Genomic DNA, 17,321 nt, shown 5'->3' with positions numbered 1-17,321 from the left:
AACGCGCTGGCGGATGTTGACCGGAAACCTCTCGGGTTGCCTAGTGACTCGCAAATCCATCGTTTCTGACAGAAGGTCGAGCCGGCTTATAAGGATGCGCGTACGCGGAGTCAATTGCCGCACGATCGGTGCAAAGGTGGAAATCGCAAGACTTTTGCGCCATATAAGCCAAAGATACCCTTTGGTTGAGCCGAAAAGCCCGAAAATGACCGCGCCACTGCCCTATCTCAAGATGAATGGCCTTGGAAACGACTTCGTCGTTCTGGACGCGCGCGCGCAGAAAATCGCGCTGTCGCGCCAGCAGATTGTCGCCATTTCGGATCGGGCCAACGGCATCGGCTGTGACCAGCTGATCGTCATGGAGCCCGATACGGTCGAGGGCGTCGATGTGTTCATGCGCATCTACAATGCCGAGGGTGGCGAAGTTGACGCCTGCGGCAACGCTACGCGCTGCATTGCGGCTTTGGTTGCCGATGAAACGGGCACAAATGCGATAACAATCCGCACCAATGCCGGCATTCTTGCGACCCGCACCGAGGGCGATATGGTCACGGCCGATATGGGCGTGCCCCGTTTCGGTTGGGAACAGATCCCACTCGCCGAGCCCTTTTCGGATACGACAGGCATCGAATTGCAGATCGGGCCCATTGATGCGCCGATCCTCCACACCCCATCCGTGGTCAATGTCGGCAATCCGCATGCCATCTTCTGGGTCAAGGATCTCGACGCCCACGATCTGGCCAAGTTCGGCCCGCTGCTCGAGAACCACCCGATTTTCCCCGAGCGCGCCAACATCACGCTGGCTCAGGTGATTTCGGACGACCGGATCAAGGTCAAGGTCTGGGAGCGCGGCGCGGGCTTGACGCTGGCCTGCGGCACCGCCGCCTGCGCCACCGCCGTGGCCGCGGCCCGCAAGGGGCTGACGGGCCGCAAGGTGACGATCGAGCTGCCGGGCGGCCCACTCGATATAGAATGGCGGGTTTCTAACGACCATATCCTGATGACCGGTCCGTGGATGCTGGACGGGCAAGGTGTGATCCCGCCCACTCTTCTCGGAGAGGATGCCGCATGAGCATAGAGACCATAACCTTCGGGTGCCGGCTCAATGCCTACGAGTCCGAAGTGATGAAGGCCGAGGCGCAAAAGTCCGGCCTCGAGAACGCAATCATCATCAACACCTGCGCTGTGACCGCCGAAGCGGTGCGGCAGGCCAAGCAGTCCATCCGCAAGGCGCGGCGCGAGAATGCCGACGCCAGGATCATCGTCACCGGCTGCGCTGCGCAGACCCAGGCGCGCGATTTCGGCGATATGGCCGAGGTCGATCTGGTGATCGGCAACAACGACAAGCTTAGGGCCGAAAGCTATCGGCCTATCGCGTTCGGGGAGCCGCTCAACGACAAGGTCCAGGTCAACGACATCATGAGCGTGACCGAAACCGCCGGCCACCTGATCGACGGGCTCGACGGGCGGGCCCGTGCTTTCGTTCAGGTCCAGAACGGGTGCGATCACCGCTGCACCTTCTGCATCATCCCTTTTGGACGTGGCCCCTCGCGCTCGGTGCCCATGGGCGTCGTGGTCGATCAGATCAGACGCCTCGTGGACAATGGCTATGCCGAAGTGGTCCTGACCGGGGTCGATATTACCTCCTATGGCGGCGATCTGCCCGGTTCGCCGACTTTGGGAAAGCTCACGCAATCGATCCTCAAACACGTCCCGTCCCTGCCGCGGCTGCGCATATCATCGATCGATTCCATCGAAGCCGATCCCGCGCTCTATGAAGCCGTAACCGACCCGCGCCTGATGCCGCACCTGCATCTCTCGCTGCAATCGGGCGATGACATGATCTTAAAGCGCATGAAGCGCCGGCACAGCCGCGCCGATGCGCTGGGGATCGTGGAAAAACTGCGCGGCCTGCGGCCCGATATGGTGTTTGGCGCCGATATCATCGCAGGGTTTCCCACCGAAACCGACGCGATGTTTGAAAACACACTGCGTTTCGTGACCGAAGCCGATCTGACCTATCTGCACGTCTTCCCATTTTCCCCGCGTGAAGGCACACCCGCGGCACGGATGCCGCAGATTTCCCGGCGTACGGCCAAGGAACGGGCGGCCCGGCTGCGCGCACTGGGCGGGACCCAGTTTGCAAAACTGTGCGCCTCGCGGATTGGAAAAACCGAAAACATCCTGGTCGAACGCGATGGGCTGGGGCGCACGGAACAGTTCATTCCCGTTGCCGTTGAGCGCGCACGGCCCGGCGATATCGTTACGGCCGAAATCGATGGAACATCCACCGACGGGCTAATTGCCCGCCGCGATAAGGTTGCTGCATGACCCAAGACAAAAAGCCCGGTTTCTGGGGCCGCCTGTTCGGCGAGAAACCTCAGCCGAAATCGGAAGCCCAGGAAGCCATGGAGCGCGCCACCGAGGAGCCGCGTGGCGAAGAGGAAGCGCTGGACGCCCTGCGCGAAAAGCGCCAGGCACCGGCGCCCGAGCCGACAGGCGACACCGAGGATACCCGCGACGCGGCTCCGCCCGAAATGCAGGCCGAATGGCTCGAAAAAGGCCATCCCAATCCCCCCGAGCACGAACCGCCCACACCGGACGACGTGACCGATCCGCTTGAGCGGCCCGATGCGATTGAAGACAAGATCGTGTCCGACCCCGAAGAGCCTGCAGCAAGCGAACCCGAGCCGGCTCTTGCCCCTGCTGTCGACGAACCGGCCCGACCGCAGAACTGGCTGCAGCGCCTCAGCGCCGGCCTCAAGCGCTCCTCGGACAGTCTCTCGTCCTCGATCGGCGCCATCTTCACCAAGCGCAAGCTCGATGAGGCCACGCTGCAGGACCTTGAAGACACACTGATCGCAGCCGATCTGGGCATCGACACGGCCATGGCGATCACCGAAAAGCTCCGCGCCGAGAAATTCGACAAGGATGTTTCGACCGAGGAGGTCCGGGAGGTGCTCGCCGCCGAAGTCGGGGCCACGCTAGGCCCCGTGGCGGTGCCGCTGACCATCGATGGCACGAAAAGCCCCTTCGTGATCCTCATGGTCGGCGTCAATGGCTCGGGCAAGACAACCACCATCGGCAAACTGACGGCCAAGCTCAAGGCTGAGGGCAAATCCGTGCTTCTGGCTGCCGGCGACACGTTTCGCGCCGCCGCCGTCGAACAACTCCAGGTCTGGGGTCAGCGCAACGACGTCGAGGTGATGACCCGCCCGACCGGCGCCGACGCTTCGGGTCTGGCGTTCGACGCCGTGGCAAAAGCCCAGGACACCGGGACCGATGTGGTCATCATCGACACCGCCGGACGGTTGCAGAACCGGACCGAACTGATGGACGAGCTCGAAAAGATCATCAGGGTCATCAAAAAGCGCGATCCGGACGCTCCGCACGCCACGCTTTTGACACTGGATGCCACAACGGGCCAGAATGCCCTTAATCAGGTCGAAATCTTCGGTCAAAAGGCCGGGGTGACGGGCCTGGTGATGACCAAGCTCGACGGCACGGCGCGCGGCGGCATCCTCGTTGCCATCGCCAGGAAATTCGGACTGCCCATCCATTTCATCGGCGTCGGGGAAGCGATAGGCGACCTCGAAGCCTTCAGGGCCACAGATTTCGCCCGCGCGATCGCGGGCAAGGAGTAAGATTATGGCGCAAAGCCAACCCAAACCCTCCGAAGCGGGCATTGAGGATATAAAACCCGCGTTGACCAAGCTTTCGCTGGAGTTGGGGCCGCTTGTCGTCTTCTTTCTCGTCAATGCGCAGGGTGAGAACATCCTTGAGGCGTTCCCTGTGCTTCAAACCTGGTTCAGCCAGCCGATCATCTTTGCCACCGCCGTCTTCATGGTCGCCATGGCCATTTCGCTGGTGCTCTCCAAGCTGATCCTTAAATCCATTCCTGTCATGCCGCTGGTCACAGGGGTCGTGGTCCTGGTTTTCGGCGGGATGACGCTTTATTTTCAGGATGCGCTTTTCATAAAGCTCAAGCCCACGATCACCAATGTGCTGTTCGGATCGGTGCTGCTCGGTGGGTTGGCCTTTGGCCACTCCCTGCTGCGCTATGTATTTGGCGAGGTCTACAAGCTTCAGGATCGTGGCTGGTATCTGATGACCCTGCGCTGGGGCCTCTTCTTTTTCGTGCTCGCCGCGATCAACGAGATCGTTTGGCGCAATTTTTCCGACGATTTCTGGGTAGCCTTCAAGGTCTGGGGCATCATGCCGCTGACCATGGTTTTCGCCATGAGCCAATTGCCCCTGCTCAACAGATACGCGCCGCACGATGAGCCGGCGCCGAGCCCTGTAAAAACGGCAGCGGAAGGCGCCCAGACCGAGGTCTAGAGCCATTCAAGATTTGATTGAATCAAATCCTTGGCTCTAAGCCATTGCTTTGTCGCGTGTCCGAACCGCAAAACCGTTTCCACTTTTGCTGGACACGCTCTAGGTTCAGGCCGGCGAGCGCGCCGCTTCGATGGCCGGGAGAAGCGTGTTCTGGTAGCTCTCCTGGTCGATCGGGCCGACATGTTTGAACCGGATGACGCCGTCATTATCGACGACAAAGGTTTCCGGCACGCCGTAAACGCCCCATTCGATGCCCACCCGACGATCCCGGTCCGCGCCGATCCGATCGTAAGGATTGCCAAGCTCGGCCAGAAACGCCCGGGCGTTTTCCGCCGGATCGTCATAATTGAGCCCATAGATTTCGACCGGTTCGTTTGCCAATTCCATAAGGAACGGATGTTCGGCGCGGCACGGCACACACCAGGACGCAAAGACGTTGACGATAACGACGCCATTGCCGGCGAGATCGGCCGCTGAAAATCCGGGCTGGCCATGCCCCTCGACCGAGGCGAGATTGAATTGTGGCACCGGTTTGTCGATGAGCGCGGAGGGCACAAAGCTCGTCGAGCGCCCCATCTGCGAAGCAAACACCCCCAGAAGAGCCGCAAGGACAATGAGCGGCAAAACCGCCAGGCCGATCCTGACCGATGGTTTCATTTCTGCCTGCGCGCCTGCCGCGCCGCTTCGAGCATAGCCACCCGCGCCTTGGCCGACCGCGCCGAAATCACGGTCCAGCCGATCAGCGCACCGACAACGACAATCGTGCCGGCATAGGCTGCAGTGATAAATTCCCAATGCTGGCCCAGATCGATCATGCACCTTCTCCCGCGCGGGCCTGCGCCAACTCGAGCGAGCGGATGCGACGCTTGGTGACTTCGGTCCGCATGCGCACAAGATGCAAAGTCAAGAACAGTAGAGAAAACGCCAGCGTCATCACGAGCAGCGGCACGAGGATCGAGCCATCGACCGTCGGACCATCGGTTCTGAACACGGACGCGGGCTGGTGCAGGGTCTGCCACCAATCGACGGAAAACTTGATGATGGGGATATTGATGGCGCCCACCAAAGTCAGCACCGCAACGATCCGAGCCGCCTTGAGCTGATCGTCAAACGCCCGCCACAGGGCGATAAGGCCGAGATAGATGAACAGCAGGACCAGCGTCGAGGTCATGCGCCCATCCCATTCCCAGAACGTGCCCCATGTGGGCCGGCCCCACATCGAGCCGGTGAAAAGGGCAAGCGCGGTAAAGGCGGCACCAAGAGGAACGGCGGCCTTCTGGCTGACATCGGCCATGGGATGGCGCCAGACCAGCGTGCCGATGGCCGAAAAAAACATCACGGCGTAACAGAACTGGCTCAGCCAGGCGCTGGGGACGTGCACATACATCATGCGCACTGTGTCCCCCATCTGATAATCGGCCGGCGAGGCAAGGAACGAAAAATAGAGCCCCACCGCAAAGGCCAGCCCGGTCACGACAGAGAGCGGAACGACGAGATGGCGCGACCACCCCATAAACATCCCCGGATGGGCGATGCGGGTGAACCATCCCGGCTCGGCGGGTTTGGGTTGGGTCTGAACCATCTATTCCCCGGAAATCTTCAGCGCCAGCGCCGCGGCGAACGGTGCAAGCGTTACGCTTAAAAGACTGATCGCGCCGAGCAGCAGCAGGGCCTGGGCCGATCCGCCCAGCCGCGCCACGTCGAACGCACCGGCACCGAAAATAAGCACTGGCAGGCTCAGCGGCAAGACAAGAACCGGTGCAACCAGCCCCCCACGCTTGAGGCCAACTGTCACAGCAGCCCCGATGGCGCCGAACGCAGCCAGCGCCGGCGTGCCCAGCGCCAGCGAACAAACGGCCAGCCAGAACCCCTGCCCATCAAGCCCCAGCATCAGGGCCAGAATGGGCATCGCCACAATCAGTGGCAATCCGGTGAGCAGCCAGTGCGCAACGAGTTTTGCGGCGACCACCATCTCGAGCGGGACGATACCATGGCGGAAAACGGCCAGGCTCCCATCGTCGAAATCGCCGCGAAACAGACGTTCATTGGACAAGAGCTGCGCCAGAAGCGCCGCTACCCAGATAATGGCGGGGGCAAGCTGGGCAAGAAGCGGACGGTCGGGCCCAACGGCGAACGGCATGAGCACGCCAACAATGACAAAGAACAGCACGAGGGTGAGAATGTCCCCACCCTGGCGCAGACCGAGCCGGAGGTCGCGAGCGATGATTGCGCCCAGAACCTTCATTGCGCCGATCCGCCCAATTCGAGCGTCTTCACATTGCCGTCAACGGCGATGTCGAGGTGGGTGGCAATGACCGCCAGCCCACCTTGTTGCAAATGACTGGAAATCAGCGCACCGACCCATGCCGCGCCGGCGGTGTCGAGCGCACTGGTCGGCTCATCGAGCAGCCAGAGCGGGCGGCGAACGGCAATCAGGCGCGCCAACGCCAGGCGCCTGGTCTGACCGGCAGAAAGAAGCCCGGCATCTATGCTGCCCAATTCTCCCAGCCCGGCCCGGGACAAGGCGGTTTCGACATCGGCTGGTTCTGCATCGAGCACATCGGCCCAGAATTTGAGATTCTCGGCGACGCTGAGTCCCGATTTTATGGCCGGTGCATGCGCGACATAGTGCAGATGCCCGTATTTCGGAGCCTCGGGATCGGTTTGCAGATATTCTATACGCCCCGCAACGGGATCCAGCAGCCCGGCCAGCGCCATCAACAATGTGCTCTTGCCGGCCCCATTGGGCCCCCGCAGCATAAGCGCCGTTCCCGCCTCCAGAGAAAAGCTCAACGCTGTCACAATGGTCCGCCCGCCCCTGCTCAGCGACAGGGCGTTAACGCCAAGCCCGGTTTCCGGCATGCGGGAAAGCCCTTCAATGTTCATGCCAAAGCTCTATTGAACCAAAGTCCGGGCTGGCAAGTGCAAATTGGATTCATTATAGAGAGGGCGAAAAAGGCGGGGGAGAAGTTATGCTTTCTCGCTTCATGCCTCCGGACGAGCCGGTGGCCATTGCAGCGTCGCATTGTTTTCGACGCGAAATTGGCCGTTTGGCCCGGTCTCAATCGGGGGTACCCGCAACCTTATTGAGACAAGGCGGACCGCGTGACCGAGACATCCAATAGCTTTAAGACCAAGACGAACCTCACCGTTGGAAACAAGGCCTATACGATCTTTTCGCTCGCCGAAGCAGAAAAGAACGGACTGGATGGCATTTCCCGCCTGCCCCATTCATTGAAGGTGGTCCTCGAAAACCTGCTGCGTTTCGAAGACGACCGCACCGTCAAGGCCGCCGACATCAGGGCTGTAAAGGCATGGCTCGACGATCGCGGCCGGGCCGGGCACGAAATCTCCTACCGCCCTGCCCGCGTCCTGATGCAGGATTTCACCGGCGTCCCCGCCGTTGTCGATCTGGCCGCCATGCGCGATGCCACCGCAAAGCTCGGTGCGGATCCCCAGAAGATCAACCCGCTGGTCCCCGTCGACCTGGTCATCGATCACTCGGTGATGGTCGATTATTTCGGCACCCCCGGCGCGTTCGAGCAGAACGTGACGCGCGAATATGAACGCAATGGCGAGCGCTATGAATTCCTGCGTTGGGGCCAGTCGGCGTTTGAAAATTTCCGCGTCGTGCCTCCCGGAACCGGCATCTGCCACCAGGTGAATCTCGAATATCTGGCCCAGACCGTCTGGACGAAACAGGAAAACGGCGAGGAAATCGCCTATCCCGATACGCTTGTCGGCACCGACAGCCACACCACGATGGTCAACGGACTGGCCGTCCTTGGCTGGGGTGTGGGCGGCATCGAGGCCGAAGCTGCAATGCTCGGCCAGCCCATTTCCATGCTCATCCCTGAAGTGATCGGGTTCAAGTTCACTGGCAAGTTGCCCGAAGGCACGACAGCAACCGACCTTGTGCTGCACGTCGTCGAAATGCTGCGCAAGAAAGGCGTGGTCGGAAAATTCGTCGAATTTTTCGGCGCCGGCCTCTCCAACCTCTCGCTCGAAGACAAGGCAACCATCGCCAACATGGCGCCCGAATATGGCGCGACCTGCGGCTTCTTCCCGATCGACAAGGAAACCATCAAATACCTCACCGATTCGGGCCGCGAACCCGATCGCGTGGCACTGGTCGAAGCCTATGCCAAGGAACAGGGCATGTTCCGGGCCGACAATGACCAGGATCCGATCTTCACCGACACGCTCGAACTCGATCTTTCTACCGTCGTGCCCTCGCTGGCCGGTCCCAAGCGCCCGCAGGATCGTGTGGCCCTGACCGACGCTTCGACCGCGTTCGTCAAGGCACTCGAAGAGATTGCCGGCGGCCGCAAGGTTTCGCCCGAGCCCGACTCCAAGGGCGATTCGCGCTATATCGATGAGGGTGCCACCGGCGTCCATGATACGCCCGAGGACAACGAAAACCATGGCTATGTCGTCAATGGTGCGGACTATCGGATTTCCGATGGCGATGTGGTGATTGCCGCGATCACCTCGTGCACGAACACGTCCAATCCGTCGGTGCTGATCGCGGCCGGCCTCGTGGCCCGCAAGGCACGCGAAAAGGGATTGAAACCCCAGCCCTGGGTCAAGACATCACTGGCTCCCGGTTCGCAGGTCGTCACCGAATACCTCGAAAAATCCGGCCTGCAGGAAGACCTCGACGCCATGGGGTTCAACACTGTCGGCTATGGGTGCACCACCTGCATCGGCAATTCCGGCCCGCTCGATGAAAACATCTCCAAATGCATCAACGACAACGATCTGGTTGCCGTCTCGGTGCTGTCGGGGAACCGTAACTTCGAGGGCCGCGTCAACCCCGACGTGCGCGCCAACTATCTCGCCTCGCCCCCGCTGGTTGTCGCCTATTCGCTGCTCGGTAAAATGACCGGCGATATTACCACCCAGCCGCTCGGCACCGGATCGGACGGACAGCCCGTCTATCTGAAAGACATCTGGCCCACTTCGACTGAAGTGGCCGACGTTCTGCGCTCGGCGATTTCGGTGGACATGTTCAGGCGCCGCTATGGCGACGTGTTCAAGGGCGACAAGCGCTGGCAGGAAATCAAGGTCGACGGTGGGGAAACCTACAAGTGGAACTCGGCGTCCACATATGTTCAGAACCCGCCCTATTTCGAGGGCATGACCATGGACCCCAAGCCGGTGACCGACATCGAGAACGCCCGGGTTCTTTCGATCTTCCTCGATTCGATCACCACCGATCACATTTCCCCGGCCGGCTCGTTCAAGTCGGGCACGCCTGCCGGCAAGTACCTGATGGAACGCCAGGTCAAGCCAATCGACTTCAACTCGTTCGGCGCGCGTCGCGGCAACCACGAAGTGATGATGCGGGGCACTTTTGCCAATATCCGCATCAAGAACCAGATGCTCGATGGCGTCGAGGGTGGCTTTACCAAGTCGCCTTCGGGCGAAGTGGTACCGATCTATGACGCAGCCATGGAATACAAGGCTCAGGGCACCCCGCTGGTGATCTTTGCCGGCAAGGAGTATGGCACGGGCTCGTCACGCGACTGGGCGGCAAAGGGCACGACCCTGCTCGGCGTTCGCGCCGTAATTGCCCAGAGCTTCGAGCGTATCCACCGCTCCAACCTGGTCGGCATGGGCGTCCTTCCGCTGGTCTTTAACGAGGGCACCTCATGGCAGTCGCTCGGTATCACCGGCGATGAGACGGTTTCAATCCGCGGATTGACGGAAATCGAGCCGCGCCAGACGCTTGAACTCGATATCACCTTCGGTGACGGCCGAAATGAAATCGTGCCGGTTCTCCTGCGCATCGATACGCTGGACGAACTCGAGTACTATCGCCATGGCGGTATCCTGCAATATGTGCTGCGCAACCTCGTCGCCGCATAAAAGGCATCGAAACGATAAACAAGGGGCGGCCTTCGGCCGCCTTTTTTTGTTACCCGAGATCGAGAAGGCTTAGAGCCGTTCAGGATTTGATTGAATCAAATCCTTGGCTCTAAGCCCTTGTTTTGTCGTGTGTCCGAACCGCAAGACCGTTTCCACTTTTGCTGGATACGCTCTAGATGCCGAGCACCATCTTGAGCCCGATAAGGCCGAGAAAGATCAGGATCATCCGATCGAAGGCGGTCTGACTGAGCTTGCCCGAAAGCCATTGCCCGACCGGCATGAACAGAAAGGTCGGGATCAGCGCAAACACCCCTTGCAGCAGCCATTCAGGGCGTAGAACGCCCGCCACCCAGAGCGAAGGTGCCTGAAAAGTGGCCAGAGCCATAAACATCGCTGAAACCGCATAAACATGCGCGTTGCGCTCGAACCGCATGGCATGAATGAAGGTCACCCCGATCGGCGCCGAAATGCCCGTCGCCCCATGCAGGAGTCCCGCCCCCAGGCCAGCCGGCATGGCCCAGCGCTTCGCCGCCTCCGGGCCGACTATAAAGTGCGGATTCAGGACCCGCAGCGCCAGATAGCCGAGCAATAGAATGCCCAGGGTCAGCGCCAGTCCCCGTTCAGGGGTCGCTGTCAAAAACCAGGTTCCGCCGATCACCCCGACCACGCAAAGCGCCAGCATGGATGGAAGAAAGCGCAATCGCGCATCGCCCCTGGCATGCCGAAAGCGATAGAGCTGAAAGGCGTTGGAAACCAGGATGGGGATCAGCAGCACGGCAATGGCATGCTGTAGCCCGAACGTCGCCGCCAGGAAGGGGACGGCGATAAGCGGCATTCCCATCCCGGTGGCGCCCTTGGAGATGGCGCCGGCACCGACCGCGGCAAAAATGATGGCGAGTGTGATGAAATCCATGGAAAGGCAAAGTCCGGGGGACAAGAAGGGGAGGTGGCGTTCTTGCTAGACCAGTTGCCTGCCCGAAACAATCGGACTTTGATAGGCGCAGCGTAAGCGGTCAGCGGGACCTGACCTCGGGCGCCTCCATGAGATGTCGCTCGACCTGACGCAAATGCTGATACATGGCACGGCTGGCGCCATCGAGATCGCGCTGCTCGATGGCCGCAATGATCAGATCATGTTCGGCAAAGGAATGGTGATCGTGCGGGGGACGGTCCGAGCTGGACCGCAGCAATCCCCAGACCACCGCACGGCGCACCGCGTTCAATGCATCGAAAAGCGCCAACAACAATCGATTGTCGGTTGCCTCGGCAATGCACCGGTGAAACTCGTTATCGGCCGCTTCATATTGCCGCCAGGTGCCCGCCCTGTGTGTCCTTTGGATACAGCGATGCATGGCCTCCACATGACGTGAGGTCGCGTTGAGCGCGGCCTCCCGGGCAATAATCGGCTCGATCAGCAGGCGGGTTCGCATGACTTCGGCGGGATTGGTTTCCCTGTCGATTTCCGCAAGGCTGAGCACTTCGATGGCCCGGCTGCCGGTGAACGTGCCCTTGCCCACATGGCGCCAGAGCTGGCCCTCCGCTTCCAGCGTCGCCAACGCCTTGCGCAGATCGGCCCGCGAGACGCCAAGCTGTTCGGAAAGCTCACGTTCCGCTGGCAGCCTGGTATCGGGCGGAAAGTTGTGGCGCGTCAGCCAGGCCCGCAATTGAACCAGTGTCGCGCCATTCCCCTCTTCGATTTCCTGCGTATCGTCAGACATCAGCACCTCGAAACCAATTGGAATTGGTTTGATACCTAAGACAGGTAATTTCGGCAAGTCAATCCGCTTTTTGCAGCCAATTCCGCAAAATTTCTGGCGCTGCCACCTTAGTGGGCTCTGCCTGTAGCAACATTATGCATTATTTTTCAGCTATTTATGTTTGATGCGAAGCCCTCAAACACGACAACCCACGAGACATTGACGTTAAACCAATTTCGTGAAAAAACTAAACCATTCTGGATTTGGTTGCGGCAAGGAGGGCTGTTTCCTGAACCGGAAGCCGATTTTCACAAGGGAGGAGAAACTTATGAAGATCACGCGCAGACTGTTTACCATCGCCAGCGCCGCAATTGCGCTGAGCATTTCGCTCGGCGCCGTGCCGGCTCTGGCCCAAAATGCCCCCATACGGGTGGCCATGGGCGACATTGCCAGCGTCGAAAGCCTCGGATTGCTCGTTGCCATCGAGCGCACCAAGGAACGCGGCGTGCCCATGGAATTGACGTTCTTTAACTCTGAAGACGTCGCGACCCAGGCGGTCGTCGGCGGGCAGGCCGATATCGGGGTGGGAGCGCCTTATGCCTTCATTCAGAATTCGAACGCCCCGATCCGCATGTTCTACCGCATGACGACGCTTCTGTTCTTCCCTGTCGTCAATTCAGAGGTTTATTCGAGCTGGGCCGACCTTGACGGCGAGGAAATGACCGTGCACTCGCGCGGATCGGGTACCGAGGCCCTGATGCGGCTCATGGAGCAGAACGAGGGCATAACCTTTTCCAACCTCAGCTATGTTCCGGGCGCCGAAGTGCGAGCCGGCGCCCTGTTGCAGGGCACGGTCAATGCCACGATCGTTGACGCGGCATCCATGCGGCTGCTCGAGGATCAGGCGCCCGGCAAATTCATGCAGCTTCCTGTCGAAGGTGTAAATGCCACCGACGAGGCGCTCTACGCCAACACAAGCTTCCTCGAAAGCCGCACCGATGATCTAGCGGTGTTCGTCGAGGAGCTGCTCGGCACCTGGCAGGAGATCAACGAAAATCCTGCAATGGTGGCCGAGTGGCGGGCGCAATACGACCTGCTGCCCGATCTTCCGGCCGAAGCGGCTGGTGACATCGAGCAGTTCTACACCGAAGCGGCCGAAGGCGGCGTATTGCCGCTTGGCGGCGGCATGCCCGAGGACGTCATCGACGATCTCGCTTTCCTCTCGGCGGCCGGTCAGGTCGAAGCCCCCGACGGGGATGTGGATGTCTCGATGTACTGGGACTTCAGCGCCCTGGACGCTGCTCGCCAGTAGGTAAGGATGAGCGTGCGGGGGAGAAAATCCCCCGCGCGATTCCATCGGTCAAACACACCCAGGTATAATCATGTCGACACTGAACACGGCCGACGCCGCACTGCTGCACAACCGGACAGACGCGCCCGGTTTCGCCTCGCGCCTGGCCCAGATCCCGCTGATCTGGAAACTGCTTTCGGTGGCTCTTTTCGCTCTGGCCTGGGAAATGGCCGGCCGTTCGGGCTTCAACTTTTCCTTCCCCACGTTTTCGGCGACTGTATCTGCCTTTTGGGAAATGGTGGTGGACGGCTCGATGGGCATGGCCTATCTGCGCACCCTCGAACCGCTGCTCATTGGGCTCGCTTTTTCCCTGATCGTGGGGGTGACGATGGGCGTAGCCATGGGCCTGCGCGAAGACGTCGAATGGCTCGCCCTGCCCATATTCATCGTCATGCAAGCCGCCCCCATGGCGGCGCTGATCCCGCTGGTGACCTTTATCTACGGCATCAGCCTGACGGCCAAGGTGATCGCTGTGGTCATGCTCGCCATGCCGGTTATCACAATCAATTCCTACAAGGCGGTGCGAAACGTCCCCGGATCGCTGGTCTCCATGTGCCATTCCTTCATGGGCACCCGCCGCCAGCAGATCTGGTACGTTGTTGTTCCCGCAGCCAGCCCCATGATGTTCGCCGGATTGCGGCTCGGCGTTGCCGAGGGCTTTTCTGGTGTGGTCCTCGCCGAATTGCTGATCACACCGACCGGCATCGGCGATCTGATCACCTTCCACCGCTCGGTGGCCAATTTTGCCCATATGTACGCGACAATCGCTTCCATCGTGTTGTTTGCGGTGATCGCCGTGGGCCTCCTGCAATGGGTCGAAACACTGCTGTTCCGCCCGGAAAAACGGAGTGTGAAATGAAAATCGCGACCCCCGATATGCTTGAAAAAGGAGCTTCCCCAGTGGGTGCATCCAGCAAGATCATCGAAGTCAAGAACGTCTCGAAAGTCTACGGAACCGAGGTCGTGGCCCTCAAGGACATCAATCTCGATTTCCAGACTGGCCAGCTCACGAGTCTGCTCGGGCCGTCCGGCTGCGGCAAGACCACCCTGCTCAAGATCATTGCCGGACTGCTGCCGGCGACACAGGGCGAAGTGCTGGTCAACGGCGAAAAAATTTCCGGACCCGGACCCGAGCGGGCTTTCGTCTTTCAGGATTTCGCGCTGCTGCCCTGGGCCAGCGTTCTCGACAATGCCGCTTTCGGCCTCAAAATGCAGGGCATGGGAAAATCCGAGCGCGAGGAGATCGCCAACCATTATATAAGGGAAGTGGGCCTTGATGGTTTCGAAAAAAGCTATCCCCACCAGCTCTCTGGCGGCATGCGCCAACGGGTCGGCCTGGCCCGCGCCCTCTCGGTCAATGCCGAAGTCCTGTTGATGGACGAGCCCTTCTCGGCCGTCGACGAGCAGACCCGGCGCAAGTTTCAGGAAGACCTGATCCGTCTGCGCGAAGTGGAGAAAAAGACCTTCATCTTCGTGACCCATTCCATCGAGGAAGCGGTCTATGTTTCCGATCGCATCATCCTGCTTTCGCCGCGCCCCGGCCGGGTGTCCGAGATCATCGACCCCGACATCCCCGGCGATATCGGTCCAGATGAACTGCGCCGCAACGAGGTCTATCTCGAAACGGTCGAGAGCATCTGGCACGGCATCAAGAAATATGTGGAGTGAGCCATGACGATCAATGGTTTCAAACTCCCCAAGATGGCTGCGCTGGTCGTCTGGCTGGTGGTCTGGGAACTGGTCGGGCAGTTCGACCTGCTCATGCTGTTCCCGCCCTTCTCGTCGGTGCTGATGGCCATGGGCGAGGTGGTGACCTCGCGCAGCTTTGGCAATGCGGTCTGGATCACCCTTTCGTGCTACGCGATGGGCATGGGGCTTGCGTTGGCCGTCGGCATCACGATCGGCGTCCTCATGGGCCTGTTCAAGCCGGTCGACGACATGCTCAACATGTGGGTCAACGTTTTCCTGTCAGCGCCCCTCTCGGCGCTGGTCCCGATCTTCATGATCCTGTTCGGATTGGGCACGCCGACAGTTGTCGTTACCGTTTTCATGTTCGCCGTCTGGATCATTGTGCTTGATACAAGGGCGGGTGTCCAAAACATTTCTCCCTCGCTGATGGAAATGTCCCATTCCTTCGGCGCCAACCGCTTCGAACGCGCCAGGATCGTGCTTTTTGCCGCATTGCCGGAAATTCTCGCCGGTATCCGGCTCGGCATGATCCGCGGCGTCAAGGGCGTCGTCATCGGCCAGCTTCTGGTCTCGATCATCGGGGTTGGCGCCCTGTTCGCGCTGTACCAGCAGAACTTCCTCATGTCCCACTTCTGGGCCCTGATCGTCCTTTTATTCACCTTTGCCCTGACCATGGCGGACCTGATCGGCCGACTGGAAAAGCGCATCGAATACTACGCACACGTTAGGAGTTGAAATAATGAACGAGAGTGCACTTAAACCCGCCGGCGCCAACTTCGTCGTCGCCCCCAATCCGGTCCCCACCCTTCCGGTCGAAGGCACATCGGATGTCTTCCCGGTCAACCGGATTTTCTGCATCGGCCGCAACTATGCCGCCCACGCCGTTGAAATGGGCCACGACCCGGACAAAGAGCCGCCTTTCTTCTTTTTCAAGCATGGCGGAGCGGTGATTTCGGATGGCACTTTCCCCTATCCCACCGAAACTTCCGACGTGCACCACGAGGTCGAGATGATCGTGGCTCTGGGCAAGGGCGGCACCGATATCGCGGTCGAAGACGCTCTCGATCACGTCTTTGGCTACGGCGTGGGCCTTGATATGACCCGCAGGGATCTGCAAGCCGACGCCAAGAAGCTTGGGCGTCCCTGGGAAGTGGCCAAGAGCTTCGAGGCCTCGGCGCCTTGTGGGCCGCTGGTTCCTGCCAGCCGCATCGGTCACCCCGATCAGGGGGCGGTTGTCCTCAAGGTCAATGGCGAAACGCGCCAGCAAGGCGATCTCAACCAGATGCTCTGGAAAGTACCAGAGATGATCTCGATCCTTTCGCGCTTTTTTGCCCTGCAGCCCGGCGACATTATCATGAGCGGAACCCCATCGGGCGTCGGCGCCGTCTCCCGCGGCGATATGATCGCGGCAAGCGTCCAGGGGGTAGGTGAAATAAAGATCAACGTGGTCTAATAGAGATCGGGCGGAGCGCGACCATGTGCGCGCTCCGCATATTTTCGGGCAATCAGGGGACAAAAGCTATATGTTGAACGTCGATCCGGGGCAGGCTCTTTTCCTGCTCGTCACCCTGCTGGCCACCGGCGCAATCGCCGGCGTCATATCGGGCCTTCTGGGCGTCGGCGGCGGCATTGTCATCGTGCCAGTGCTGTTCTTTGTCTTTCTGGCGCTCGATGTATCCGAGACCGTGCGCATGCACGTTGCGGTCGGCACCTCACTTGCCACCATCATCTTTACAGGCTTTATGTCTGCGCGCTCGCACTGGAAGCGCGGAAGCGTCGATACGAGCCTGCTGCGCAGCTGGGGACCTTGGATCGCCTTTGGCGTCGTTGCGGGAACGGTGATCGGCGGCAACGTCTCGGGCACCGTGCTCACGCTCGTGTTCGCCGCCATCGCAGCGCTTGTGGCGATCAACATGGCCTTCAAGCCGGCCGACTTGGCAAAGCCCCGCCCCATGCCGGGCACACCACTCAAGCAGATTCTTTCAACGACCATCGGGCTGATTTCGGTGATGATGGGCATCGGCGGAGGGACGCTGGCGGTCCCCATCCTGTCCTTTTTCACCTATCCGATCCGGCTTGCAGTCGGCACCGCCGCAGCGATCGGGCTCATCATCGCCATCCCCGGCACGATCGGCTATGCGCTGTTCGGTCTCGGCGTATCCGGTCTGCCGCCATTCTCGCTCGGCTATGTCAACCTGGCAGGCCTGGTCGCCATCATTCCCACATCCATGCTGACGGCGCCGCTGGGCGTCAAACTGGCCCACGCCATTCCGCAACTGGCCCTGCGCTGGTGTTTTGCCGGATTTCTGGCCATCACCTCGATCCGCATGATTACCAGCATTTTCTAGGGCAGGACAAAGCCAGCCAAACAAAAA

18 protein-coding genes are annotated in these 17,321 nt (G+C 60.4%); 11 read left to right on the top strand and 7 right to left on the bottom strand.

Going from position 1 to position 17,321, the window contains the following annotated elements; genetic code table 11:
* Positions 1-205 precede the first annotated feature (205 nt).
* From dapF to V6617_RS00635, 4 genes are read left to right on the top strand one after another with little or no spacing between them, the layout of a single operon-like run.
* On the top strand, positions 206-1,072 hold the full coding sequence (gene dapF, locus V6617_RS00650) for a diaminopimelate epimerase (RefSeq protein WP_338608442.1): 867 nt from the start codon (positions 206-208) through the stop codon (positions 1,070-1,072).
* Positions 1,069-2,331 carry a tRNA (N(6)-L-threonylcarbamoyladenosine(37)-C(2))-methylthiotransferase MtaB gene (mtaB, locus tag V6617_RS00645; protein ID WP_338608441.1) on the top strand — a complete coding sequence of 421 codons (1,263 nt, stop codon included), beginning with the start codon at positions 1,069-1,071 and terminating at the stop codon, positions 2,329-2,331. Before dapF ends, mtaB begins: the two co-directional genes overlap by 4 nt.
* Positions 2,328-3,644 carry a signal recognition particle-docking protein FtsY gene (gene ftsY / locus V6617_RS00640; protein WP_338608440.1) on the top strand — a complete coding sequence of 439 codons (1,317 nt, stop codon included), beginning with the start codon at positions 2,328-2,330 and terminating at the stop codon, positions 3,642-3,644. Before mtaB ends, ftsY begins: the two co-directional genes overlap by 4 nt.
* Positions 3,645-3,648: 4 nt before the next feature.
* Positions 3,649-4,338, top strand: coding sequence for a septation protein A (locus V6617_RS00635; RefSeq protein ID WP_338608439.1), 690 nt, complete (start codon positions 3,649-3,651; stop codon positions 4,336-4,338).
* A gap of 105 nt (positions 4,339-4,443) precedes the next feature.
* Here V6617_RS00635 and V6617_RS00630 read toward each other — a convergent pair whose 3' ends face one another.
* The 5 genes from V6617_RS00630 to ccmA are packed head-to-tail and all read right to left on the bottom strand — an operon-like array spanning position 4,444 to position 7,224.
* On the bottom strand, positions 4,444-4,995 hold the full coding sequence (locus V6617_RS00630) for a DsbE family thiol:disulfide interchange protein (protein WP_338608438.1): 552 nt from the start codon (positions 4,993-4,995) through the stop codon (positions 4,444-4,446).
* Positions 4,992-5,153: a heme exporter protein CcmD gene (ccmD, locus tag V6617_RS00625; RefSeq protein WP_338608437.1), complete on the bottom strand. Its 162-nt coding sequence runs from the start codon at positions 5,151-5,153 to the stop codon at positions 4,992-4,994. Before ccmD ends, V6617_RS00630 begins: the two co-directional genes overlap by 4 nt.
* Complete coding sequence (locus tag V6617_RS00620) at positions 5,150-5,920, bottom strand: heme ABC transporter permease (RefSeq protein WP_338608436.1); 771 nt, start codon at positions 5,918-5,920, stop codon at positions 5,150-5,152. The genes ccmD and V6617_RS00620 overlap by 4 nt, the downstream gene beginning before the upstream one ends.
* Complete coding sequence (ccmB, locus tag V6617_RS00615; RefSeq protein WP_338608435.1) at positions 5,921-6,583, bottom strand: heme exporter protein CcmB; 663 nt, start codon at positions 6,581-6,583, stop codon at positions 5,921-5,923.
* The gene (gene ccmA, locus V6617_RS00610; RefSeq protein ID WP_338608434.1) at positions 6,580-7,224 is read right to left on the bottom strand and encodes a heme ABC exporter ATP-binding protein CcmA; all 645 of its coding nucleotides are present in this window, start codon (positions 7,222-7,224) and stop codon (positions 6,580-6,582) included. The genes ccmB and ccmA overlap by 4 nt, the downstream gene beginning before the upstream one ends.
* Before the next feature lie 219 nt (positions 7,225-7,443).
* On the opposite strand from ccmA, the gene acnA reads away from it, so the two are divergent.
* Entirely contained in the window at positions 7,444-10,209 is a 2,766-nt protein-coding gene (gene acnA, locus V6617_RS00605; RefSeq protein WP_338608433.1) for an aconitate hydratase AcnA, read from the top strand.
* Positions 10,210-10,381: 172 nt separating this feature from the next.
* Here the strand turns inward: acnA and V6617_RS00600 are convergent, their stop codons facing one another.
* Both V6617_RS00600 and V6617_RS00595 read right to left on the bottom strand, forming a co-directional pair.
* On the bottom strand, positions 10,382-11,122 hold the full coding sequence (locus tag V6617_RS00600; RefSeq protein ID WP_338608432.1) for a sulfite exporter TauE/SafE family protein: 741 nt from the start codon (positions 11,120-11,122) through the stop codon (positions 10,382-10,384).
* A gap of 100 nt (positions 11,123-11,222) precedes the next feature.
* Complete coding sequence (locus V6617_RS00595; RefSeq protein WP_338608431.1) at positions 11,223-11,927, bottom strand: FadR/GntR family transcriptional regulator; 705 nt, start codon at positions 11,925-11,927, stop codon at positions 11,223-11,225.
* A 307-nt stretch (positions 11,928-12,234) separates the two neighbouring features.
* Here V6617_RS00595 and V6617_RS00590 point away from each other — a divergent pair, with 307 nt between their 5' ends.
* The 6 genes from V6617_RS00590 to V6617_RS00565 all read left to right on the top strand — a co-directional run bounded on the left by V6617_RS00590 (position 12,235) and on the right by V6617_RS00565 (position 17,294).
* Positions 12,235-13,218, top strand: a complete 984-nt coding sequence (locus V6617_RS00590) for an ABC transporter substrate-binding protein (protein WP_338608430.1) — start codon at positions 12,235-12,237, stop codon at positions 13,216-13,218.
* 70 nt (positions 13,219-13,288) lie between these two features.
* Complete coding sequence (locus tag V6617_RS00585; RefSeq protein WP_338608429.1) at positions 13,289-14,116, top strand: ABC transporter permease; 828 nt, start codon at positions 13,289-13,291, stop codon at positions 14,114-14,116.
* A complete protein-coding gene (locus V6617_RS00580) occupies positions 14,113-14,925 on the top strand; it encodes an ABC transporter ATP-binding protein (protein ID WP_422394794.1) in 813 nt (270 codons plus the stop codon). Before V6617_RS00585 ends, V6617_RS00580 begins: the two co-directional genes overlap by 4 nt.
* 3 nt (positions 14,926-14,928) lie before the next feature.
* Positions 14,929-15,681: an ABC transporter permease gene (locus tag V6617_RS00575; RefSeq protein WP_338608428.1), complete on the top strand. Its 753-nt coding sequence runs from the start codon at positions 14,929-14,931 to the stop codon at positions 15,679-15,681.
* A gap of 4 nt (positions 15,682-15,685) precedes the next feature.
* Positions 15,686-16,399 carry a fumarylacetoacetate hydrolase family protein gene (locus V6617_RS00570; RefSeq protein WP_338608427.1) on the top strand — a complete coding sequence of 238 codons (714 nt, stop codon included), beginning with the start codon at positions 15,686-15,688 and terminating at the stop codon, positions 16,397-16,399.
* Positions 16,400-16,469: 70 nt separating this feature from the next.
* Positions 16,470-17,294 (top strand): sulfite exporter TauE/SafE family protein, encoded by an 825-nt coding sequence (locus V6617_RS00565; RefSeq protein ID WP_338608426.1) that lies wholly within the window; start codon positions 16,470-16,472, stop codon positions 17,292-17,294.
* Positions 17,295-17,321 lie beyond the last annotated feature (27 nt).

It is taken from the genome of Pelagibacterium nitratireducens (assembly GCF_037044555.1).
Taxonomy (GTDB): Bacteria; Pseudomonadota; Alphaproteobacteria; order Rhizobiales; family Devosiaceae; genus Pelagibacterium; species Pelagibacterium nitratireducens.
The sequence above is the reverse complement of the archived record's forward strand: the minus strand, read 5'-3'. Positions and strand labels throughout refer to the sequence as shown.